The organism is Nocardia jiangxiensis NBRC 101359 (assembly GCF_000308615.1).
Classification (GTDB): Bacteria; Actinomycetota; Actinomycetes; order Mycobacteriales; family Mycobacteriaceae; genus Nocardia; species Nocardia jiangxiensis.
On sequence record NZ_BAGB01000040.1, the window covers coordinates 280,764 to 302,786 of the forward strand.

General features: G+C 66.6%; 22 protein-coding genes and 2 pseudogenes. 14 read left to right on the forward strand and 10 right to left on the reverse strand.

Annotated elements, in window-relative coordinates:
* Position 1: 1 nt before the first annotated feature.
* From ON40_RS13730 to ON40_RS13780, 11 genes and pseudogenes are all read left to right on the forward strand, one after another.
* Positions 2-1,168 carry an MCE family protein gene (locus ON40_RS13730; RefSeq protein WP_040822294.1) on the forward strand — a complete coding sequence of 389 codons (1,167 nt, stop codon included), beginning with the start codon at positions 2-4 and terminating at the stop codon, positions 1,166-1,168.
* Complete coding sequence (locus ON40_RS13735; RefSeq protein WP_040822298.1) at positions 1,165-2,184, forward strand: MCE family protein; 1,020 nt, start codon at positions 1,165-1,167, stop codon at positions 2,182-2,184. Before ON40_RS13730 ends, ON40_RS13735 begins: the two co-directional genes overlap by 4 nt.
* Positions 2,181-3,206, forward strand: a complete 1,026-nt coding sequence (locus tag ON40_RS13740; RefSeq protein WP_040822301.1) for an MCE family protein — start codon at positions 2,181-2,183, stop codon at positions 3,204-3,206. The genes ON40_RS13735 and ON40_RS13740 overlap by 4 nt, the downstream gene beginning before the upstream one ends.
* Entirely contained in the window at positions 3,203-4,432 is a 1,230-nt protein-coding gene (locus ON40_RS13745; RefSeq protein WP_051193065.1) for an MCE family protein, read from the forward strand. The genes ON40_RS13740 and ON40_RS13745 overlap by 4 nt, the downstream gene beginning before the upstream one ends.
* Entirely contained in the window at positions 4,429-5,487 is a 1,059-nt protein-coding gene (locus ON40_RS13750) for an MCE family protein (RefSeq protein ID WP_051193066.1), read from the forward strand. Before ON40_RS13745 ends, ON40_RS13750 begins: the two co-directional genes overlap by 4 nt.
* On the forward strand, positions 5,484-6,905 hold the full coding sequence (locus ON40_RS13755; protein ID WP_051193067.1) for an MCE family protein: 1,422 nt from the start codon (positions 5,484-5,486) through the stop codon (positions 6,903-6,905). The genes ON40_RS13750 and ON40_RS13755 overlap by 4 nt, the downstream gene beginning before the upstream one ends.
* A gap of 206 nt (positions 6,906-7,111) precedes the next feature.
* Entirely contained in the window at positions 7,112-7,618 is a 507-nt protein-coding gene (locus ON40_RS13760; RefSeq protein WP_040822304.1) for an Rv1363c family protein, read from the forward strand.
* Positions 7,615-8,130 carry a hypothetical protein gene (locus tag ON40_RS13765; protein ID WP_051193068.1) on the forward strand — a complete coding sequence of 172 codons (516 nt, stop codon included), beginning with the start codon at positions 7,615-7,617 and terminating at the stop codon, positions 8,128-8,130. Before ON40_RS13760 ends, ON40_RS13765 begins: the two co-directional genes overlap by 4 nt.
* A gap of 8 nt (positions 8,131-8,138) precedes the next feature.
* Positions 8,139-8,765: a TetR/AcrR family transcriptional regulator gene (locus ON40_RS13770; RefSeq protein WP_040822305.1), complete on the forward strand. Its 627-nt coding sequence runs from the start codon at positions 8,139-8,141 to the stop codon at positions 8,763-8,765.
* Between the two features lie 46 nt (positions 8,766-8,811).
* A pseudogene (locus ON40_RS13775) lies at positions 8,812-10,052 on the forward strand (amidohydrolase family protein).
* Between the two features lie 124 nt (positions 10,053-10,176).
* The gene (locus ON40_RS13780; RefSeq protein WP_040822638.1) at positions 10,177-10,932 is read left to right on the forward strand and encodes a TetR/AcrR family transcriptional regulator; all 756 of its coding nucleotides are present in this window, start codon (positions 10,177-10,179) and stop codon (positions 10,930-10,932) included.
* A gap of 173 nt (positions 10,933-11,105) precedes the next feature.
* Here ON40_RS13780 and ON40_RS13785 read toward each other — a convergent pair whose 3' ends face one another.
* Positions 11,106-11,732 carry a winged helix-turn-helix transcriptional regulator gene (locus ON40_RS13785; protein WP_040822639.1) on the reverse strand — a complete coding sequence of 209 codons (627 nt, stop codon included), beginning with the start codon at positions 11,730-11,732 and terminating at the stop codon, positions 11,106-11,108.
* An 80-nt stretch (positions 11,733-11,812) separates the two neighbouring features.
* Here ON40_RS13785 and ON40_RS13790 point away from each other — a divergent pair, with 80 nt between their 5' ends.
* A complete protein-coding gene (locus ON40_RS13790; RefSeq protein ID WP_040822308.1) occupies positions 11,813-12,721 on the forward strand; it encodes an alpha/beta fold hydrolase in 909 nt (302 codons plus the stop codon).
* A gap of 729 nt (positions 12,722-13,450) precedes the next feature.
* Here ON40_RS13790 and ON40_RS13795 read toward each other — a convergent pair.
* The 4 genes and pseudogenes from ON40_RS13795 to ON40_RS13805 all read right to left on the reverse strand — a co-directional run bounded on the left by ON40_RS13795 (position 13,451) and on the right by ON40_RS13805 (position 15,683).
* Positions 13,451-13,840 (reverse strand): SDR family NAD(P)-dependent oxidoreductase, encoded by a 390-nt coding sequence (locus tag ON40_RS13795; protein ID WP_245567790.1) that lies wholly within the window; start codon positions 13,838-13,840, stop codon positions 13,451-13,453.
* Between the two features lie 79 nt (positions 13,841-13,919).
* A pseudogene (locus ON40_RS56040) lies at positions 13,920-14,039 on the reverse strand (NADPH:quinone reductase); the annotation flags it as partial.
* A gap of 12 nt (positions 14,040-14,051) precedes the next feature.
* Positions 14,052-14,726, reverse strand: a complete 675-nt coding sequence (locus tag ON40_RS13800) for a hypothetical protein (RefSeq protein ID WP_157186287.1) — start codon at positions 14,724-14,726, stop codon at positions 14,052-14,054.
* A 273-nt stretch (positions 14,727-14,999) separates the two neighbouring features.
* Positions 15,000-15,683 carry a GntR family transcriptional regulator gene (locus ON40_RS13805; RefSeq protein ID WP_040822312.1) on the reverse strand — a complete coding sequence of 228 codons (684 nt, stop codon included), beginning with the start codon at positions 15,681-15,683 and terminating at the stop codon, positions 15,000-15,002.
* An 89-nt stretch (positions 15,684-15,772) separates the two neighbouring features.
* On the opposite strand from ON40_RS13805, the gene ON40_RS13810 reads away from it, so the two are divergent.
* The gene (locus ON40_RS13810; RefSeq protein ID WP_040822314.1) at positions 15,773-16,288 is read left to right on the forward strand and encodes a YbhB/YbcL family Raf kinase inhibitor-like protein; all 516 of its coding nucleotides are present in this window, start codon (positions 15,773-15,775) and stop codon (positions 16,286-16,288) included.
* Between the two features lie 17 nt (positions 16,289-16,305).
* Positions 16,306-17,124 carry an SDR family NAD(P)-dependent oxidoreductase gene (locus ON40_RS13815; protein WP_040822643.1) on the forward strand — a complete coding sequence of 273 codons (819 nt, stop codon included), beginning with the start codon at positions 16,306-16,308 and terminating at the stop codon, positions 17,122-17,124.
* A gap of 20 nt (positions 17,125-17,144) precedes the next feature.
* Here the strand turns inward: ON40_RS13815 and ON40_RS13820 are convergent, their stop codons facing one another.
* The 5 genes from ON40_RS13820 to ON40_RS13840 all read right to left on the reverse strand — a co-directional run bounded on the left by ON40_RS13820 (position 17,145) and on the right by ON40_RS13840 (position 21,926).
* Positions 17,145-18,707: a multicopper oxidase family protein gene (locus ON40_RS13820; protein WP_051193070.1), complete on the reverse strand. Its 1,563-nt coding sequence runs from the start codon at positions 18,705-18,707 to the stop codon at positions 17,145-17,147.
* Positions 18,707-19,111 carry a DUF302 domain-containing protein gene (locus ON40_RS13825; protein WP_040822317.1) on the reverse strand — a complete coding sequence of 135 codons (405 nt, stop codon included), beginning with the start codon at positions 19,109-19,111 and terminating at the stop codon, positions 18,707-18,709. The genes ON40_RS13820 and ON40_RS13825 overlap by 1 nt, the downstream gene beginning before the upstream one ends.
* A gap of 41 nt (positions 19,112-19,152) precedes the next feature.
* Positions 19,153-19,395, reverse strand: coding sequence for a YgaP family membrane protein (locus tag ON40_RS13830; protein ID WP_040822319.1), 243 nt, complete (start codon positions 19,393-19,395; stop codon positions 19,153-19,155).
* A gap of 36 nt (positions 19,396-19,431) precedes the next feature.
* Positions 19,432-19,701, reverse strand: a complete 270-nt coding sequence (locus ON40_RS13835; protein ID WP_040822320.1) for a metal-sensitive transcriptional regulator — start codon at positions 19,699-19,701, stop codon at positions 19,432-19,434.
* 71 nt (positions 19,702-19,772) lie between these two features.
* Positions 19,773-21,926, reverse strand: a complete 2,154-nt coding sequence (locus ON40_RS13840) for an MMPL family transporter (RefSeq protein WP_083895627.1) — start codon at positions 21,924-21,926, stop codon at positions 19,773-19,775.
* Positions 21,927-22,023 lie beyond the last annotated feature (97 nt).

Here is a 22,023-nt window from a genome sequence, read left to right on the forward strand (position 1 = left end):
CATGCGTCTGTTGCGTTGGGCGACACCGAAATTCGTCGTCCTGGGACTTCTCGCCGCGATCGTGGGCACCGGGTGGACCGTGTGGTCGAGTTACCAGGAGCGTTTCGACGATTGGGCACACGTGACCCTCGTGGCCGACCGGGCCGGGCTCGTCATGGACCGGGGCGCACGTGTGGCCATGACCGGCGCGCAGGTCGGCGAGGTCACCGCGATCGACTATCGGGGCGATCGTGCCCGGCTGACCATGCGGTTGCACCGGTCGGCACTGGCATCGATCCCGGCCGATGTCACCGCACAGATCACCTCCACCACCGTATTCGGCGCGAAATTCGTCAGCCTCGACGCACCGGCCACACCGGCCACCGCACGCTTGGCTCCCGGCGCGACGATCGACATCTCGCACGTGACCGTCGAACTGACCACGGTGTTCGAACAACTCACCACCTTGCTGAAGGCGGTGGACCCCACACAGCTCGATGCCACGATGGGGGCGTTGGCCGCCGCGCTGCAGGGCCGCGGCGAGCGCCTGGGCGCCGCCCTGGACCACGCCTCCGGTGTGCTGGCCGAACTCGCTGCCGCCGATCCCGGGATCGCGCAGTTGCTGCGCACGACCGCGCCGACCGCACAGTTGTACGGCGACATCGCTCCGGACCTGATGCGCACCCTCACCTCGCTCACCACGACGAGCACGTCGATCGTCGATCAGCAGCGGCAGTTGGCGGGCACTCTGTCGAGCGCGACCGCTCTGGCCTATACTGGCTCGGATCTGTTGAACCGCAACGGTTCCGCGCTGGCCGCCACGCTGCACCGGTTCGCGCCCACCAGTGCGTTGCTCGCGCTGTACTCCCCGGAGATCCCGTGTCTGTTCCAGGGCATCACCGCCAGTAACAAGACCAACCCGATGGCCTATGCGGGACAGCCCGGGGTCAAGATGTACGCGGGCCTGATCCCGGGCGTCACGCCGTATCAGTACCCGAAGGATCTGCCCAAGGTCGACGCGACCGGTGGACCGCACTGTCTGGGGCTGCCCTACACCGATCCGGTGCATCCGGTGCCTTACGTCGTGACCGATACCGGAGTGAATCCGTTCGACCCGTCACGCCAGGGCACCGGATTGCGCCGGCCCGACATCCTGAGCTACCTGTTCGGCCTGGGCGGTCGGCGATGAATCGCCCCGCGCTGGTCAAACTCGGAATCTTCGTCGTGGTCATGCTGCTGGTCAACGGCGCGATGATCCTGGTCTTCACCCAGGTGAATTCGGGCAACTCGCACACCTATCACGCCGTGTTCACCGACACCTCGGGCATGCATCCCGGCGCGAAGGTCCGCATCGCGGGTGTGCCCGTCGGCACGGTGAACGCGGTGCGGTACGGCTCCGATCATCGTGCCCACGTGGACTTCTCGATCAACACCGACGATCGGCCCACGGTCTCCACCCGCGCGGCGATCCGCTACGAAGATCTCATCGGCAACCGCTACCTCGAGTTGCAGCGCGGCCCGGCTTCGACGCCGCTGCCCACCGGCGGCACCATCGCACCCCCGAATACGGCTCCGGCACTGGACCTGGACGCCCTGCTCGGCGGCTTCCACCCGCTACTGCAGGCACTGGATCCCAAACAGGTCAACGACCTGTCCCTGGCCCTGCTGCAGATCTTCCAGGGGCGCGCGGGCACCATCACCGAGGTACTCGAGCGGGTCGGGTCGGTGACCGCCACCCTTGCCGACCGGGACCAGGTCATCGGCAGAGTGATCACCAACCTCGACACCGTCCTGGGTGAAATCGCCTCGCGTGGTGACCAATTCGGCAGCACGCTGGATCATCTGCAACAACTGGTCTCGGAACTCGCCGCGGACCGCGGCATTCTGGGGCATGCGGTCGATACCCTCGATGACGCCACGCAGACCTTCTCGGGCCTGCTGTCCGATGTGCGGCCCGATCTGTCGGCAACCATCAACGGGATGGATGCGGCGCTGACGCCGAGCGTGAATCACATCAACGATCTCGACGGCGTGCTCAACGCGCTGCCCGACGACTACCGCAAGCTGACCCGCACCGGCGCGTACGGATCGTTCTTCAACTTCTACATGTGCGGGCTGTCGCTGAAAGTGGACGGCCCGGACGGCAAACCCGAGGTCATCCAACTCACCGACCAGAAGACCGGAAGGTGCGCACCACAGAAATGAAACGACTCTCGCACTTCAGGGCCGGCCGCGTCGGAATCGTCGGGCTGGTCATGACCGTGGCCATCTGCCTGGTCGCACTACAATTCGACCGAATCCCGATGCTCAACACCCCCACGCTCACCTATTCGGCGATGTTCTCCGACGCCAGCGGCCTGCTCACCGGTGATGACGTCTCCGCCGCGGGAGTCCAGGTGGGCACGGTCACCGATATCGCGGTGGACACCGGTCTCGCGAAAGTCACCTTCAGCGTGAACAACGCTATCGCCCTGGGCAATTCGACCACAGCCGCGATAAAAACAACCTCACTGCTGGGAAAGCGGTCGATCGAAATAACCCCGTCCGGCAGCGGGCGAATGCGCCCGCACGGAGTGATCCCGATCGAACGCACCCGCTCCGGATACACCCTGCCCAACATCCTCAACGAGGCCACCGACGCCATCCGCGATATCGACCTCGGACAGCTGACCCAGGCTCTGGACAGCGCCTCGGATGTGCTGATCGCCGCCGCACCGCAGGTGGGCCCGGCACTGGACGGGATGAAACGCCTCGCCCAGACCGTCAACGAGCGCGATCGGGCACTGCGCCAACTGCTCTCGGGCGCCCAGCAGGTGACCTCGGTACTGGCCGATCGCGCCCCGCAGGTGAACAAACTTCTCCTGGACGGGAATTCACTCCTGGGCGAACTGCAGGTCCGCAGCCAGGCCCTCGGCGGGCTCATCACCGGGATAACCCGACTGTCCCAGCAGCTTTCGGGCACGGTGCACGAGGACAACGCCGCACTGACCCCGGCACTGAGCAAACTCGGACAGGTGCTGACATTGCTGAACAACAACCGCGACAACATCTCCCAGTCGATCCAGGGTCTGTCCACCTATATCGGCACCCTCGGTGACGCGGTCGCCAGCGGCCCCTACTTCTACGCGTACATCCAGAATCTGGTGCCCGGCGACTACACCCAGCCCCTGCTCAACACGGTGTTCGGCCTGCCGCCCGCACCCCTGCCGATCCCCCAGGTCAAATGATCACGCGCATCCGAACCGTCCTCGCCCGCCGGTCCGAGCCACGAACTCCGCTCCGCCGCTGGATATTTCACATCGGCGTTGGCGCCATCGTGCTCGCGGTGATCGCCACCGGCTACCACTTGGTGCAGCAGTCGCGGTACTACACCGTCACCGCGCACTTCACCGGGACCAACGGCCTCTACGCCGGAGACCAGGTGCGCGTGGTCGGGGTGAAGGTCGGAACCGTGCAGAGCATCGACGCCGAGGGCACCTCGCTGACCGTGCGGATGCGCATCCCCCGATCGCTGCGGCTGCCCGGCGATGTGAAGGCCGTGGTGATGGCGCAGAGCCTGGTCGCTGCCCGGTTCATCCAACTGACCCCGGCATGGACCGGCGGACCCGATGCCGGGCACGATGTCGACATCCCGTTGAGCCGCACCGCCGTCCCGGTCGAATGGGACCAGGTCGAACAGCAGCTGAACCGGGTCACCACCGCGCTCGCACCCACCGCCGCGGACCCGAAAGGACCCGGCGCCCGGTTCCTGGGATCGGCCGCCGCGGCCCTGGACGGCAACGCAGATGCGTTGCGCGCCACCCTGCAACAGCTCTCGGCGACCATGGCGACCTTGTCCGCGGGAAGTACGGACCTGTTCGGCACGGTGCGCAATCTGCAGGCGTTCACCACCGCGCTGGCGGCCGGCGATCAGCAGATCGTCGTGTTCCAGGGGCGGCTCGCGACCGTCAGCGGGGTACTCGCGGGCAATCACGACCAGCTCGGCTCGGCGTTGACCACCCTGGACAGCGCCATCGGCGATATCCAATCGTTCGTGACCACGCACCGCGACGGCATCACCACCCAGGTGAAGCAGCTCTCCGATGCGGCAGGAACCCTTGTCTCCCAACGCAATGCACTAGAGACGGTCCTGCATCGCGCGCCCACCGCGCTGTCGAACTACTACAACACCTACAACCCCGGACAGGGTGCGATCATCGGTGTGCCGGGATTCCCGAACTTCGCCAACCCCATCAACTTCCTGTGCGGCTCGATCGCCGCGGTCTCGAATGCCACATCCGACCAAGGAGCGAAGCTGTGCGCGCAATATCTCGGGCCGCTGCTGAACACGCTGCGGATGAACTACCCACCGGTCTCGATCAACCCGACCATCGGCACCGGCTCAGGACCCGGCCAGCTGGTGTACAGCCCGCCCTCGCTCGAACACCTGCTGCTACCGGGACAACCGAAATGAACCGCGCCCGCTACCTGCGCCCCGCAGCGCTGGCATGCGCAATTACCCTGTGCGCCACGCTATCCGGCTGTCAGTGGACCAGTCTGAACTCGCTGCCGCTGCCCGGCACGAAGGGGCACGGGCCCGGGAGCTATCAGGTCACGATCCAGATGCCCGACGTCACCACCATCACCCCGAACTCGCCGGTCATGGTGCGCGATGTGGAGGTCGGCTCGATCACCGCGATCACGACCGAGAACTGGCTCGCCAAAGTCACCGTCACCCTCGACCGCGGCACGATACTGCCCGCCAACGCGACCGCGAAGATCGGGCAGACCAGCCTGCTGGGCGCCACCCACATCGAACTCACCGCACCACCGGACCCGCACGGCACGCTCACCGACGGCAGCGTGATCCCCTTGCAGCGCGCGGGCGATTACCCGACCACCGAGCAGACCCTGGCGGCCCTGTCCATGGTGCTCGGCACCGGCGGCCTGGGCAATCTACAGACCATCATCGCCGAAACCGACAAAGCCCTGGCCGGACATCAGGATTCGGTCGGCAAGGTGATCGATGAGATGAATTCGCTACTGGGCGAGCTGGATTCGCAGCGCAACGCCATCACCGCCACCCTGGACGGACTGGACCGGTTCTCCGCTGTGGCCGCGAAGGACAACGACTCGATCGGCAAAGCCCTCTCGGCCATCTCCCCGGCTGTGGACGTGCTGAACCAGCAGCGCGGGGATCTCACCACCGCCCTGGCCGCGCTGACCCGCTTCGGCGCGGCCGGAACCGCACTGATCCAGCAGACCCAGGGAGATCTCGAGAAGAACCTCACCGGACTGGTTCCGTTGCTGCAGAAGATCTCGCAGGCCGGTGACGATCTGGTCGGCAACATCCACCAGCTCGCCACCTTCCCGTTCCCGCCGGTCGCAGTGCAGAACGGGATTCGCGGGGACTACATGAACCTGTGGGCCGAGGCGGATCTCACCCTGCCGCGACTGCAACAGGGCCTGCTGTTCGGCACGCCACTGGCCCCACCGGACCCCAGTGCGCCGGTGAGGAACGGCCGATGAAACTCTCGCCTCTGGTTCGCACACAGCTGATCATCTTCACGGTCGTCTCACTCGTGTCGACCGTCTTCACCGGCATCTACTACCTGCGGATTCCCGCGGCGCTGTCCATCGGGAGATACCACGTCACCGTCGAGCTGCCCAGAGCCGGCGGGCTGTATCAGAGCGCGAATGTCACCTACGACGGTCACACCATCGGGCGCGTCACGTCGGTCGATCTGCACCCGAGCGGTGTGAGAGCCACACTCTCACTGATCGATTCGGTGCGAGTGCCCAGCGCTCTGATCGCCCGGGTGCGTTCGATGTCGGCGATCGGTGAGCAGTACGTGGACCTGCAGCCCAGCAGCAACGGCGGGCCCTACCTGCACGACGGATCCACCATCCCGGTGAATCAGGTTCGCGTCGCGGACCAGATCGGTCCCATCCTGGACCAGACCCGCACCATTCTCGCGTCACTGCCGCCGGGCACCCTGCACTCGGTGCTCGATCAGGCAGCACGCGCACTGGGCGGCGAAGGCGGGGACCTTGCCCAAATACTGGACTCCACAACGAATTTCGTCGATGCCCTCGCCGCCAACGGCAACGCGCTGGTCACTCTGGTGCAGCAGCTCACGCCACTGCTGAACACCCAACTGGTGAGCAGCGCCGAAATTCGTTCCTGGGCACAGAATCTCGCCGATCTGACCGAGCAGCTCCGCACCGCCGACCCCGCGGTGCGGGACATCCTGCAACGCGGCCCCGCCGCGGCCGACCAGGCCGATCAACTGTTCCAGCAACTCGCACCCACATTGCCGCTGCTGCTGACCAATATGACCACCCTCGGCCAGGTCGCACTGACCTACAACCCCGCCATCGAGCAGGTCCTGGTTCTGCTGCCGCCGCTGATCGCCGCGGAGAACACCGCGGGCAAACGCGGCGTCCCGGACGGCGCGGTCAATGTCGTGTTCTCCGCGGAGGTGCAGGACCCCGCGGCGTGCACCACCGGATATCTGCCCGCGAACCAGCGCCGGATGCCCACCGACACCGGATCGCCCGCCACACCCAGCGACCTGTACTGCAACGTCCCGCAGAATTCCCCCTTCGCGGTGCGCGGCATGCGCAACCTGCCGTGCCTGAACAATCCGGGCGTGCGCGCGGCGACCCCCGAACAGTGCTCGGGCGGCGCGCGGCCGCCGACCGGCGACAACAACCCCGGCGAACTGGGCCCCACACCCGCAGCCGCCGCCCCGCCACATCCCGCGGCGGCCCACACCACGACACCGGCGCCGGCTGCGCCCGCAGTGGCGCACTACCTGCCCGGCACACCCCTGTACCTCACCCCGGACGGAACCGCCTACCGGCACATCGAGATCGGACCGAATTCCCCACCAGCCCACCAGGACCCGGCATGGACACAACTGTTGACCGTCCCGATTCCCTGACCCCCGGCGCAGCCTCGGGCACGGCACTCGCGACACCGCAACGACGACGCAAGGCGACCCGGCCGACCGGACCTCCCGCAGAGCACGCAGGAGCAAACCCGGTCGCGGACCCTGACCAGGCGCGAGTTCCCTTGCAGCCCGAGGATCTCCAGCAAATGCGCCGCCTGCGCGACCGCATGCGACGACCCCTCCGAACGAGACTTGCAGTGGGACGCCGCGGTTTTCGCATCGCGTCGGTCGCTGTAGCGGTGGTCGCCTTGGCCGCCGCAGTCACCGTCGCGGCGCTGGCATGGCAGCAGCATCAGCACCTGACCGGCGAGGCGCAGCAGCAAGCCGCCATCGTCGACACGGCCAAGCAGGGCATCACGGCCCTGATCAACATCAGTGGCGACAACGCCGCCGCAGACCTGACCCGCCTGAACGAGCTGACCACCGCACCGTTCTCCGACGAATTGCACAATCAGTCAGCGAATTACGTCAAGGCGATCCACGACGCCGATGTGCTGTCCACCGGCCAGGTGATCGCCGCCGGGATCGCGACCGAGGACGGCACCGCCCGCGGCGGCGAGGGCACCACCGTGATCGTCGCCGCCGACGCACAGGTCACCGACCCTCAGACCCATCAGCAGCAGCGCCGCTCATACCGCTTCAGCGTTACCGTCAAGCAGGTCCACGGCGTTCGCAAAGTGTCCGATGTGGAGTTCGTACCGTGACCGAGCAGCCCGTACGCTATCACCGCACCCGAAAAGTAGTGCGCCTCAGCATCATTCCCGTCCTGGCCGCACTGATCATCGCGCTGACGGTCGCCGCGGTACTGCTGGTGCGGGACAACCAGCGCGCCACCGCGACCGCCACCGCCCGCCGCGACGCACCACAGGCCGCTCAGGAGACCGTCGCGAAGATGCTCAGCTACACCGCGACCACGGTCGGCAAGGATCTCACCGCGGTGCCCGGACTCACCGGCCCCTTCCGAGATCAGTACCGCGATCTGGTCACCAGGACGATCGTTCCGGTAGCCCAGGACAAGGGCGTCACGACCAGAGCACACGTGGTGTCCACCGGGATCCTGGCCGCCTCACCGGACCACATCACCCTGCTGATGTACATCGACCAGGTGACCGTGAGCACCGCCGTGCCCGCTCCGACCACCAGTTCCAGCCGCGTGAGCGTCACCGCGGAAAAGCACGGTGACCAGTGGCTGATCAGCGGCATGACCCCGCTGTAGCCGCAACGATGACCACGACGATGGTGCCCGAGACCTGGTTCGAGGAAGACCCGCGCAAGCAGCGCTCACGCGGCAAACTCCTCGACGCCGCAGCCGCGCTGCTCACCTCGGGCGGCCTCGACGCGGTGACGGTCGAGGCCGTCACCCGGATCTCGAAGGTCGCACGCACGACCCTGTACCGCCACTTCGGCACGGTGCGGCAACTGCGCGCCGCAGCGCTCGAGCGATTCCTGCCGCCACCGGCGGAGGTGCCGGAATCGGAAGGGACACTGCGTGATCGGCTCATCGAGCTGGTCCACCGCCAGGCCGTGCTGATCGACGAGGCGCCCCTGCAGATGAGCATGCTGACCTGGATCGCCACCAGCGACCCGACCGGCACGAACAGCGGACCCGAGGGGGCATCGCTGCGCCTGCACCTCATCGAGCAGTACCGCCGCCCGTTCGACGACCTGTTCGCCCGCCCGGACGCCCGCGCCGTCCTCGGCGACTACGACGCGACCACCGCGCTGGCCCGGTTGATCGGACCTGTCGTGTTCATCCGGCTCGCGGGTCTGGGCCGCAGCACTCGCGCGGACTGCCGCCGCATCGTCGACGACTTCCTCACCGCCCGCGCCGCCGAGCCGCCCGCGTCGTGATACCCGGACCGGGCCGATGACCGTGCACATCCGAAGGAGTACAGATATGACACCGCCGATCGATGCCTCGATCTTCGATGCCGATGCGCACATGTACGAGACGGCCGACGCGCTGACCAAGTACCTGCCCGAGCCATATCGCCAGGCCGTCCGGTACGTGCAGATCGGGCGGCACACCCGGATCGCCATCAACGGCAGGATCACCGACTTCATCCCGAACCCGACCTTCGAGCGCGTCGCGGCGCCGGGCGCGCACGAGAAGTTCTTCGCCGGCGAGAACACCGAGGGCCTGACCCTGCGTCAGATGCAGGGCAAGGCGATCCCGGCTCCCGCGGCCACCCGCAACCCGGAAGACCGGATCATCGAACTCGACCGCCAGGGCGTGCGCGAAACGTTCAACTACCCCACCCTGGCCAGTCTCGTCGAGCACTCCACCGCCGAGGATCCCGACTCACCCTGGCCGTCGTCCACGCGCTCAACCGTTGGATGCTCGAGCACTGGACCTACGCCTATCAGGACCGGATCTTCAGCACCCCGATCATCAACTGCGCCGAGGTGGACGGTGCACGGCGTGAACTCGAGTACATCCTCGACAACGGAGCCCAGGTCGCGCTCATCAAGCCCGCCCCCGTCAAGGGCCTGCGCGGTTGGCGGTCCCCGGCGCTGGCGGAGTTCGATCCGTTCTGGCGCGATGTGCAGGACGCCGGATTACCCATCGTGCTGCACGCCAGCCAGCCGCCTCTGGACGAATACGTCAACCGGTGGGAACCCCCGGCCACCGCCAATTTCATGGCGATGAGCTCGTTCCGCTGGCTCGCGCTCGGGCACCGCGAGATCTCCGACATGATCGGCAGCCTGATCTGCCACGGCACCCTGACCCGGTTCCCGCGATTGCGCATCGCGAGCGTGGAGAACGGGAGTTCATGGATTCGCCCTCTCCTGCACGACCTGGCGGAGCTGAACAAGAGGATGCCGCAGAACTTCCCCGAGGACCCGCTCGCGGTCTTCCGCCGCAACATCTGGGTCAGCCCGTTCTGGGAGGGGTCGGTCGCCGACGTCGTCGAGACCGTCGGATGGGACCGGGTGATGTTCGGCTCGGACTATCCGCACCCCGAGGGACTGCCCGAACCCAGCGGCTACTGGAAATATGCCGAAGGTATGGACACCCGCCGCACCCGAGATTTCCTGGGCGACAACGCCCGCCGGTTCCTGGGCCGTCCGATCGAGAATCCGGACCCCGCCGCGCAATACCCGCCGATCCCGGCCACAACCGAGTCCCACACCTGACCGACGCACCGACGGGATGCCTCGCAGTATAATTTACGGTTGGATATACTATGGAACTTCCGCCACACCCCGCGGCGGGCACATCGACACGGTGACAACGAACTACACGGAGGTGGTCGCGACCATGGCGAAGCGGGTAACCGCACCGAAACGGCCGCGGCGCGAGCGTGGGTCACTGAACCCCGAGGACATCATCGACGGCGCGTTCGAGCTGGCCGAACAGGTGTCGCTCGACAATCTGAGCATGCCGATGCTGGGTAAACATCTCGATGTCGGAGTGACCAGCATCTACTGGTACTTCCGCAAGAAGGACGACCTGCTCAACGCGATGACCGATCGCGCACTGCATCAGTACGGCAGGTTCGCCGGTCCCTTCGTGGAAGCCGGCGACTGGCGTGAATCGCTGCGCCACCACGCTCGTACGATGCGAAAAACGTTCCTGCAGAACCCGATTCTCTGCGACCTGATTCTCATCCGATCGGCGCTGAGCCCGGAGGCAGCGCAATTGGGCGCCCGCGGCACCGAGCAGGTCATCGCCAACCTGATGCAAGCCGGCCTCACCCTCGACGACGCGGTGGACACGTACTCGGCCGTTCAACTCCATGTGCGCGGAACCGTTGTGCTGCAACGCCTCTACGACAAGAACAAGGAATCCGAGGCCGGGGCCAGCGCCTACTACGAGAATCTCACCATCTCCCCCGACACCACCCCGCTGCTGGCCGCGGCGAGCGTTCAGGGCCGACACAACGGCGCCCCGGACGAGCACAATTTCGAATACGGCCTGGAACGCATCCTCGAGCACGCCGACCGGTTGAGCGCCGCTCCTGCGGCGAAGCCGCCCGCGGCACGTCCCACACGCCGCGCCACGGCAGCGAAATAGCCCTGCGCACAACCCGATACGGCAAGTCGCCTCAGCGCGCCGAGCGATATCGCCGCACCATCGTGTCGTAGCCATCGGACCGGGATGGATGCCGTCGAGCAAACCGGTCCCGGACCGTTGGTGCGGCCGATCCCGTGGGGCGCCGCCACCGGGCGTTCGACGGAGCGGTCCCGTCAGGCGGCGAAGACGGCGCGGACGATGGATTCGTCGCCGTCGATCTCGACCACTCCGAGGGCGCGGGCGTCACTCAGGGTGAGCGCGCCGGCGGCGAGGCCGAGGACATAGGCGGGTTCGGCGCGGACGGTGGCGTCGAGGTCCCGGCCGTCGTGCGGGCCGACTTCGAAGCCCGAGCGAGTCGCGCGGAGTTGAAGGGGCTCCTCGCCGATCTCTAGGCCGACCGTTGCCGAGGGGCGGACCTCGACCCGGGTGTCCAGCAGGGCGGGGACCGCCAGGGCCAGCCACCCCGGACGGAACGAGTCACCTTCGGGCCCGCGGACCATCAACGGGGTGGACCAGCGGATCAGGCTCTCGATCGGCCCGCGCAATTCGGCACCCCACGGCGTGAGGACGTATTCGACCACACTGCCCTGACCGGCCGGTCGCCGCTCGATCACGCCCGAGCGCTCCAGGTCGCGCAGCCGGTCGGCGAGCAAGTTGGTCGCGATGCCGGGGAGGCCATCGATCAGGTCACGGTAGCGGGCGGGAGCGATGAGGAGCTGGCGGACGATGAGCAGATTCCACCGATCGCCCACAACTTCGAGCGACCGGGCGAGCCCGCAGTACTGGCCGTAGCTACGCATCATATTCCTCTGCTTGCTTTTCTCAAGTGCACGTGACATTCTCAAGCTTACCGTAGGATCGAGCCGAAAGGGGGCACACCATGGCCGGTACCACCGAAAGCGCGCGGCCCACCTGGGTCGACGACGATCTGTTTCCGTTCGAGAGCCGCTTCCTCGAAATCGACGGGCACACCGTGCATTACGTCGACGAGGGTTCGGGACCCACGCTGCTACTGCTGCACGGAAACCCGACCTGGTCGTTCCTCTGGCGCGACGTCATCCGCGCGCTGCGCGACGATTTCCGGTGTATCGCCCTGGACTACCCGGGCTTCGGACTGTCCACGCCGAGGCCCGGCTACCGCTACCTGCCCGAGCAGCACGCCGACGTGGTCACCGCGTTCGTCGATGCACTCGGCCTCGAGGGGATCACCCTCGTCGGGCAGGACTGGGGCGGTCCGATCGGCCTGGCCGCGGCGCAACGGCGGCCAGGCGCCTTCGATCGGCTCGTGCTCGCCAACACCTGGGCCTGGCCGGTCAACGGCGTCCTGCACTTCGAAGGCTTCTCTCGCATCCTCGGCGGACCCCCGATCCGCTTCCTCGTCCGGCAACTCAACCTCGTGGTCAACGCGTTCATCCCGACAGGCCACCGCAGGCGCAGGCCGACCACGGCCGAGATGACCCACTACCGCCGGGCGCTGGACACGCCCGAGCGGCGCCAGGCCTCCGCCGTACTCCCCAGCCGGATCCTCGCCAGCCGCGCCTTCTTCACCGAGATCGAGGCCGGTCTCGCCGACATCGCCCACCTGCCGACACTGATCGTCTGGGGTGACGCCGACATCGCCTTCCGCCCCCAGGAACGCGAACGCCTGGAAGCCACCTTCCCCGACCACAAGACCGTCATCGTCGAAGGCGCCGGCACCTACGTGGAGTCCGATGCGCCCGAGGAATTCGTCGCCGCGATCCGCGACTGGACAGCAACGCACCACGACGACACAAGTCGCGCGGGCTAGCGGGACCGATAGACCGCCTTCACCTATCCTCTCATGTCCCGCTGACACCAGTCTTCTTCTGTACCAACATCTTCAGATCAGCGACGATGCCGACCCCCACTGGGAAGTGGCGCGGCAGATACCGCTGTGAAGTCACACGGACAACGTGGCAGAACACGAGTCGACGCTCAGCACCAACAGCTCGAGACCGTCACACAACAAGCGATCATCCGATATCCGGCGATGGCCGCCCGGGGCTGCCCGACAAAGCAGACAAGACAGCCCGATGCTCCCCAGCCACTCCCATCGGACGATTCTGCGGCAGCCCTATGTCTGTCCTTGTTTTTTGGGGTTGTATAGACATCGTGGATATTTAATTAGTTAATGCGCATATGTCGATACTGATATTTAGCAGACGCATAGGGCCTGCGTGATGCCGTCAACCGGTCCCAGTTGCGCGGGCCCATCTGCTCGTGTTCTCGGTCCAGGGCGTGTCGCCCCCACTGCCCCGCATGCATCCTCGAACCGCCACATGAGCAGCCTGTACGGTCTGACGGCTTTCGGACACCGCTCCCCCGGTCAGCGTCCTCGGAGCCGAGTCCAGGACCTCAGACCGTCTCGTAGCGAGCCCCGCAGCCATCTCAAAGGTCGTTGCACAGAGTGCTGACGATACGAGGTTCCCGGCATTGCCTGCGTGTCCGCACTTGATGCAAGAGCGCAGCTCACGCAGCCTTGCTGCCGAACCGAGAACTACACGGTGGTGATGAACCCACCATCGATCCTCATGTCGGCGCCGGTGATGTTCGCCGCCCGATCCGAGGCGAGGAACAACACCAGATCCGCGACCTCGTCGAGGGTGGTGAATCGTCCGGTCGGCGCTGCGGCCACTGCCTGGTCTGCCACCTCCTGGGCGCTGGTGCCACTTGCCTGTGCGACGGTCTCGGCGACTCCCCCGCTGCCGAGCCACAGATCCGTCCGCACCGGACCCGGACGGATCGAATTCGCCCGAATCCCCTGGCGGCCGAACTCTTTCGACAGCGCCTTGGTGAGGTTCGTCAGCGCCGCCTCGACCGCGCAGTAGTCGACCACACCGGGGGCGGGGAAGAAGGCATTCACCCGGTCGGACATCGAGTTCGTCACCGGTCAAGATCACCGCGGTGAGCGGATTGGCCAGCATCTGGGCCGCGGTGGAATCGCTCATTCCCGCGGGAACGGGCAGCACCCGCCGAGCCTCGGCAACGACATACTCCTGCCACGTGCCCGTCACTCCGATCGTGATGACACGTTGCCCGACGCTCAGACCAGCTGTGCCGCTACCGAGTTCGTCGATCACACCCACGGATTCGTCGCTTCAGGCCAGCGGTTTCGTCACCGGCTGGTACACTCCGCCGATGGGGTGGTCGGGCTCTACAACCCCTGCGCTGTTGAAACAGAACCAATACCAGTCGCCGCTGAGGTGATGGGATTTGCCTGTCGCGGGCCGGTGGCCAGAAAGATTGGCAAAGCCACTTCCCATCGAGCAATAGGACCCCATAGGGCCAGTCCTGAAGTAGATGCCGTCGCTGAGGCGTTCCACACCGCGAATGCGATAAAGGCCGAGGCGGTCACCTTCGAACGTCCGTGGATCGATCCCGGCACTCACCTGCTGTGCCGCATCGTCGAAGGCGTGCGACGAGAGGTGCCAGCGCACAGCCATTGGCAGATCTACGCTCCATAGAACGGCCGTGAGCGCGATTATCAGTGCGGGAGCAACCAGGGGGCCGAGTTCAGGTACCCGAAGCCGCCGGGATCGGACTGCCAGGATCGGGTAGACGATGACCACGGTCCACACCACAACCACCACGAATGTCCCCCCGAGGATCAGCAACGGCGACAACGACATCAGCTCGGCGCTGGCCGGCTTGCTCGCCGAGACGAGTATCCCGAGGCAGGCCACGATGGTGCAGACGAGCAGAAGATACCTGCGAAGCCGTGACCGCAATCGTCGGTTCCCCGCCCGGCTTTTCTCGGTTTGGGCCGTGCTCATGCCGGGAGCCTAGACTCCAGCCTGAGATCGTGGGTGTCGGCGTGTCGCCGCCGGTGAAAGGCTGGCACCGCGCCGTCGATGCCGAGCGAACCTCCCCTCGGCATCGACACACACGCCTGTCGAATTTGTCTGTAATACAACCAAATTCGCCGTGGCCGTCGCGCACGGCCTCGCGGATGATCGGCGGCAGGCCAGCCCGAAACCCTTAGCGCGACTTTTCACGTCATTGGACCCCATGTGCCGGCTACCGGTCCGGCGGGACTGCCGGAGGTTTCACGCTTCTCGGTCTGCGAGCGCGGCAGTTGTCAGGGTGAGGTGCTGAATCAGTATGTCGGCGGCGGTGTCGGGATCCCGCGCCAGCGCCGCTTCCTCGAGTCGACGATGCTTCTCGATACCGTCGCGCTCGGGGTTACGGTGCGACGACCAGCGGCGGGCCAGTTCGCTCGCGACCCACATACGGTCGAAGGTCTCCAACAACACCGGGTTGCCGCATCCCTGCAGCAGAGTTCGATGGAACACCCGGTGGGCTTCGGCCCACTCCTCGCTGTAGTACTCGCCGTCTTGCGGGGTGTACACCGGCGTGCGCGCCAAGCGGTGATGGGCGGCTCGAACCTCGCCCTCCCAGGTGACGTCGCCACGTTCGATCGACATGCGCAGCAGCACCGGCTCGATGGCCCGGCGGGCCTCACCGATCTGCTGCCAGCGGTGATCGGAGAATGCGGGGACCGCGAAGCCACGGTTGGTCAGCCGATCGGCCAGCCCCTCACCGACCAGACGCACCAGTGCCTCACGCACGACCGCGAGGCTCACGCCCTGCTGCCTGGACAGCTCCTGCGGCTTGAGCGCATCGCCGGGCGCGTACTCACCGCGCATGATCGCTGCGCGCAACTGTGCGTAGACCTGCTCGGAAAGCATCTGCTTCTCCGGCGCGGTCGGGGCATCGACTGTTCGGGCCATGAGCCGATCATAGACGATTACACAAATAATCGATCATTAATGCTATCGTCGATCTTGCATGTCCGGCACGACTCGAAAGGCGCGACACGATGAGCGCAAACAACCCCTTCGCCCGGCTCCCCGAGGCGGCCTCGTTCACGGTCACCAGCACCACGGTGCGCGACGGCGATACCTGGCAGCCCGCGCAGTGGTCCTCCGGCGCTCCGGGCGGCAAAGACCTTTCCCCGCAACTGAGTTGGAGCGGCGCGCCGACGGGCACCAAGAGCTACGCAGTGACCGTGTACGACCCTGACGCCCCCACCGGGTCCGGCTTCTGGCATTGGGCTATCGCCAATATCCCGGCCACGACGACGAGCCTGCCCGAAGGCGCCGACTTGCCGGCGGGCGCCTTCCAATTGCCGAACGATGCGCGCCTGCCGCGATACATCGGCGCGGCACCGCCCGCGGGCCACGGTGAGCACCGGTATTTCGTGACCGTGCACGCCCTGGACGCGGACGACATCGGCGTCGCCGCCGACGCCACACCGGCCCTGCTCGGGTTCACCATCGCCGGTCACATCCTGGGTCGCGCGACGCTCGTCGCCACGGTGGAGACGGTGCAGTGAATCCCGATATCGATCACATGACCGATCGCACCGTGCTGGTCACGGGTGCGACGGACGGACTCGGCCGCGCGCTCGCGGTCCGGCTCGGCGCGGCGGGCGCCCGTCTGATCCTGCACGGCCGCAACCATGAGCGGGCCGCAACGGTCGCGACCGAAGTCGTTGCCGCAGGTGGACCAACTCCGCAGATCATCCTGGCGGACCTGTCCCAACTCAGGGAGGTGGACCGGCTTGTAGACGAGATCATCGCCCGCACTTCGCATTTGGATGTCCTGGTGAACAATGCCGGGATCAGCGGCCGGGCGGACGGGAAACGCGAACTCACCGCCGACGGCATCGAATCAGTGTGGGCGGTCGACCATCTGGCCCCCTACCGACTGACGCGTCGGCTGCTACCGCTGCTGCGAGCCTCAGCTCCGGCGCGGGTGGTGAATGTCGCATCCGCCGGGCAGCAGGAGATCGACCTCGAGGATCCGACTCCCGAACGCGACTACAACGCGTTCGCCGCCTACTGCCGCGCCAAGCTGGCGATGATCATGGCAACCATCGAGTACGCCGAGGAACTCGACGGCACCGGTGTCACCGTGAATGCCCTGCACCCGGCCACTCTGATGCCGACGACCATGGTGCGCGAAGCCGGTGTCACACCGATCAGCACCATCGCCGAAGGCCTGAACGCGACCCTCCGGCTGATCTGTGATCCGAGCCTGGTTCGGACCACAGGCCGGTATTTCGACGGCACCCGAGAGTGCTCACCGCACCCGCAGGCCGATGATCGGCCGTCGCGCCGACGGCTACTCGAAATCAGCGACGCGGCAATCGGTTCGATTGTGACCTGAGCAGGTGGTGACGGGGTGCGTCACTGCACGTAGGACAGCACGGTCATCATGCCGGCTTCGCCGTGATAGGCGTTGTGGCAGTGCAACATCCACTGCCCGGGGTTGGTGGCGTCCAGGTCGACCTCGACCGTCTGCATGGGCAGCACGATGGAGGTGTCCTTGCGCGCGCCCATGCCGTTCGCGGTGACGACCTGGAAGGTGTGACCGTGCAGATGCATCGGGTGGAACATCATGGTCTTGTTCACCAACCGCAGCCGGACTCGTTGTCCCTGAGTCACATTCAGCGCGGCGGGCTCGGGGTATGCCTTGCCGTTGATGGTCCAGATGTACCGGGACGAGTCGGACCCGAGAGTCACGCCGAGGGTGACATCGGGGGCGCGACGGGGTAGCCGCACCGCCTCGGCCGCAGTGAGCCGGGCCGCTGTCAATGGCGCCTGCGCCAACTCCGCGGGCCGCGAGTCGGCGGTCGGCGGGGCGCCACCTCCGGTGCGGATCACCGCGAAAGCCTGTCCCGTCTTGCCTTCCGCGGCGGCGACGAGAGGGAAGACACCGTCGCCGAGATCGATGATCGCGTCGTAGCGCTCCCCCATACCGATCAGGACGGCGGCGGTGGTCACCGGCTGGACGGGGTAGCCGTCGCTGTGGGTGACGCGCAGCGTATGGCCGCCGACCGCGACCCGGAACGCGGTGTCGGCGGCGGCGTTGATGATCCGCAGCCGCATTCGCTGCCCGGGTTTGCCTGTGAGAACGACCGGGTCCGCGGCGGTGCGTCCGTTGATCAGATAGTACGGATAGTCCTTGATGTCACCGGCATCCGAGCCCAGCGGCGCATCCGGATTCGTCGGCATCGACCCCGAGCCCATGTTCATGCCGCCCATCGAGCCCATGTTCATCCCGGGCATGCCGCCCACACCCGTCTCGCGTAGGTGCCGCAATTGCTCGTCGGGGTTGCGGCCGTTGACGCCGTCGAGCCAATCATCCAGCACGACAACGGCTTCCAGGTCGTAGTCGGCGCCGTCGGCGGGGTCCTCGACGATGAGCGGGGCGTACAGGCCACGGTCGAGCTGGACGCCGGCATGCGGATGGAAGAAATAGGTACCCGCATCGGGCACGGTGAACTCGTAGCCGAAGGCTCCGCCGGGCGCGATGGCGGGCTGGGTGAGATCGGGCATGCCATCCATGTCGTTGCGTAATGCGATGCCATGCCAGTGGATCGATGTCGGGGCCGGTAAGGCGTTGGTGAGCTCGGCCCGCAGGACTTCGCCGCGTTTGATTCGTATCTCCCTGCCCGGCAGCTGGGAGTCGTAGACCCAGGTGGGCACCTGAACGCCACCGAGATCCACAGTGGCCGGGGCCGCGCGCAGGTTCACCTGCCGGACGAGGGCATCGGCGGCGCGACGAGAGTTTTCGGCTGTTCGGACGGCGTCGGAATCGGGCTGCACGAGGGGAGGTGAGCTCGACGAACCGGTCGAACACGAGGCGAGCACAGCAGCCGCCGCGGTACCGGCGCCGAAGGCCAGGAAGCCCCGTCGGGTCATCGGCGCGGCGGGTGGCGCACCGATGACCCGGGCCGTCCGAGGCATCAGTGGTCGCCGAGGGCGTCGATGGCGGCGCGGAGCCTGGTCGCTGCCTCCGAGGCGATCGGTTCCAGGCCCGCTTCACCGGTGACCTGAACCATGACGTCGGGGTCCATGGCTTCGACGATGACCGTACCGTCGTCGGAGCGGTCGCGACGAACGATCACGTTGCAGGGCAACAGCAATCCGATCTGGCGGTCGACCTCGACCGCGCGGTGGGCCAGTGGCGGGTTGCAGGCGCCGAGGATGCGGTAGTCCTCCATGTCCTGGCCGAGTTTGGCCTTCAGTGTCGCGGTCATATCGATTTCGGTCAGGACGCCGAAGCCCTGCTCGGCCAGTGCGGTACGAGTTCGTTCGACCGCGTCGTCGAACCGGTCGGTGCGTAGTGTGGTGGCGATGGCCAGTTTCATGATTACCGGCACTTCCTTTCGGTAGTGGATATGACGAGCGGTCAGGTTCCGGACACGTTGCAGGGTGCGGCGGCGGGCAGCCCGAGTCGGCGTAGCAGCAGGGTCGCCGGGCACCAGCCCGCGGTGCCGTACAGCAGCAGGTTAGCGCCCACGAACCCGGTGAAGACCAGCCACCAACTCGACCACGCCGCCGCCAGTATCACGCTGATCAGGACGAAGGCGCCTGCCAGCAGAGGAACGACACGGGCAATGGACCAGCCGTGGTGCCGAGGTAGGTTCGCCATGAGTTGACCTCCATAATCGGTTGCGCGCCTGCGGGTTCAGGCGAGGGCGAGGAAGAGTTTCTCGAGTTCGGCTTCGCTCATCGGTTCGGTTCCGTCGGCGGATTCGCCGGTCATGCATTCACGCAACCCGGTGGCGACGATCTTGAATCCGGCCCGGTCCAGTGCGCGCGACACCGCGGCCAGCTGGGTCACCACGTCCTTGCAGTCACGTCCCTGCTCGATCATGGCGATCACACCGCCGAGCTGCCCCTGCGCGCGACGCAACCGGTTCAGCACCAGTGCGATCGTCTCTTCGTTGCCCACCATGGCTGTAGCCCTTCTCGTTGGTTCACCTACCTCCCACCATACCCCTGGGGGTATGGAGAGAGGCTGTGATGTCAGTCGTGCGCGAAACTGATCGAGGGCAACACCGCGCGCAGCCATCGCGGGGACCACCAGGCGCGATGTCCGGTGAGCCGCAACAGTACCGGCAGCAGCACCAGGCGCACCGCGGCGGCGTCGAGCAGTACCGCGACACCGAGGATGACGCCCATCTCCTTCGGGGGCAGCGGCTGGGCGAGCGCGAAGGTGAAGAACACCGCGACCATGACCACCGCGGCGGCGAAGATCACCCGGCCGGAATGGGCCAGCCCGTCGATGAGGGCGCGGCTCGGATCACCGGACCGTTCGTAGTGTTCTTTCGCCGTGGCGAGCAGGAACACCGTGTAGTCCATCGCGATGGCGAAGATCATCGCGAAGAAGAACACCGGCCCCCAGCCGTCCAGGAATCCCTGCGGAGTGAAGCCGAGCAGACCCGCGCCGTGGCCGTCCTGAAAGATCAGCTTCGCCACCCCGAAGGACGCGGCGGTCGAGAGCAGGCTCACCACCGTACCCAGGGCGGCGACCAGCGGAGCTTGCAGCGCGATCAGCAGCAGCGCGAAGCCCAGGACCAGGATGATCCCCACGATGATGGGGAAATAGTGATTCAGCGCGTGTTGCAGATCCAGGTTCTCCGCAGGCGCGCCACCGACGAGCGCGTCGGCCGGGAGCCGCTCCCGCAACTGGTCCAGGATGGTGCTCATTCGCGCGTCGGACGGGTCCACGCTCGGCAGTGCCTGCATCATGACCAGGTCGCTGCCGTCGCGGGCGGTCTCGGGCGGGGTGAGCATCGCGATGCCCTCGACCGCTGATGCCGTATTCGCGACCTGGGTGGATTCGGCCGCCGGGGCGATGATCTGCAATGCTCCCGGCGCACCCTTGCCCAGTTGCGCTTGCACCAGTTCATATCCTTGGCGAACCGGTGCGTCCGAGGGAACGACCTGGATCGAGGGCATGGCGACCTTCAGACCGGCCACGGGGACCGCCAGGGCGATCAGTATCAGCAGCGCGGCGATCGCGAAGGGCCAGGGCCGGTCGTGCAGGCGCTGCCCCCAGGCGGCGAACCGCGGTGATCGATGGTGCTGCCGCCCGACCTTGGGCAGCGATCCCGCGTTGATCTTGTGGCCGAGCGCTCCCAGCGCGGCGGGCAGCAGCGTCAATGTCGCGGCCAGGACGAACGCCACCGCGAACATGATCCCGACCGCCATCGTCCGCACCGCGGGCGCCGGAACGATCAACACCGCCGACAGACTCACCAGAACCGTGAGCCCGGACAGCACGACGGCCTTGCCCGCCGTACTCATCGTCTCGGCCACGGCCGCGCGCGCATCGGACGTCCTCGCCAGAGCGCCGCGGAATCGCGCGACGATGAACAGCGCGTAGTCGATTCCCAGTGCCAGGGCGAACATCATCGCGAAGTTCATGGCCCACACCGAGATCGGGGTGAGGTGGTTGAGCAGCACCAGGCCGCCGGCCGAGGCGATCAACCCGGCCAGGGTCAACAGCAGCGGCAGCCCTGCGGCCACCAGCGACCCGAACGCGAGCACCATGATCGCCAAGGTCACCGGCCAGGAGAACATCTCCGCCTTCAGCATCGCCTCGTGGTTGGCCTTGTTGAAATCGCTCCACAGCGCCGACGCACCGGTCGGGTAGACCTCGATCCCGTTGCCGGACAACGTGGTCAACGCGCTCTTGTGCGCATCCACCGCCTTCACCATGTCGTCGGGGGAAGCATTCGCGCCGGCGATGAGGATTCCGGTGTGCCCGTCGCGACTGATCGAAGTCCCCGGCTGGGGCGCGACGACCTCGCCGAACCGCGGGTCGGCGGCGAAGATGGCCGAGGCCCGCCCGAGCACGGACTGCACCGCGGCACTGTCGATGGCCTGGGTGTCGGAATGCACGACGACCTGCACCGCGGCCGAGGAATTACCGCCGAAGTGCTGCTGCGCGAGTTCACGCACCCGCACCGATGCCGACCCGTCGGCCTGCCAGCCCGCACCCGCGAGCGAATTGAACACACTCGGCGCCGCGGCACCCAGTGCAAGCAGCAGTACCAGCCACACCCCGAACACGATCCGGGCTCGCCCGGCCATCACGGCCCCCAGCCTGCCCAACGCTCCGCGGGTATTCCACGTGGTTTCCTGCGGTGGCGACGCAATCCCCGACTCGGTCATCAGCTCTCCATTCATATACCCCCTGGGGTATTATCCAATGCAGCCGACCATACCCCTGGGGGTATCTCCGAGTAAAGGCGGTATGAGTCACAGACCG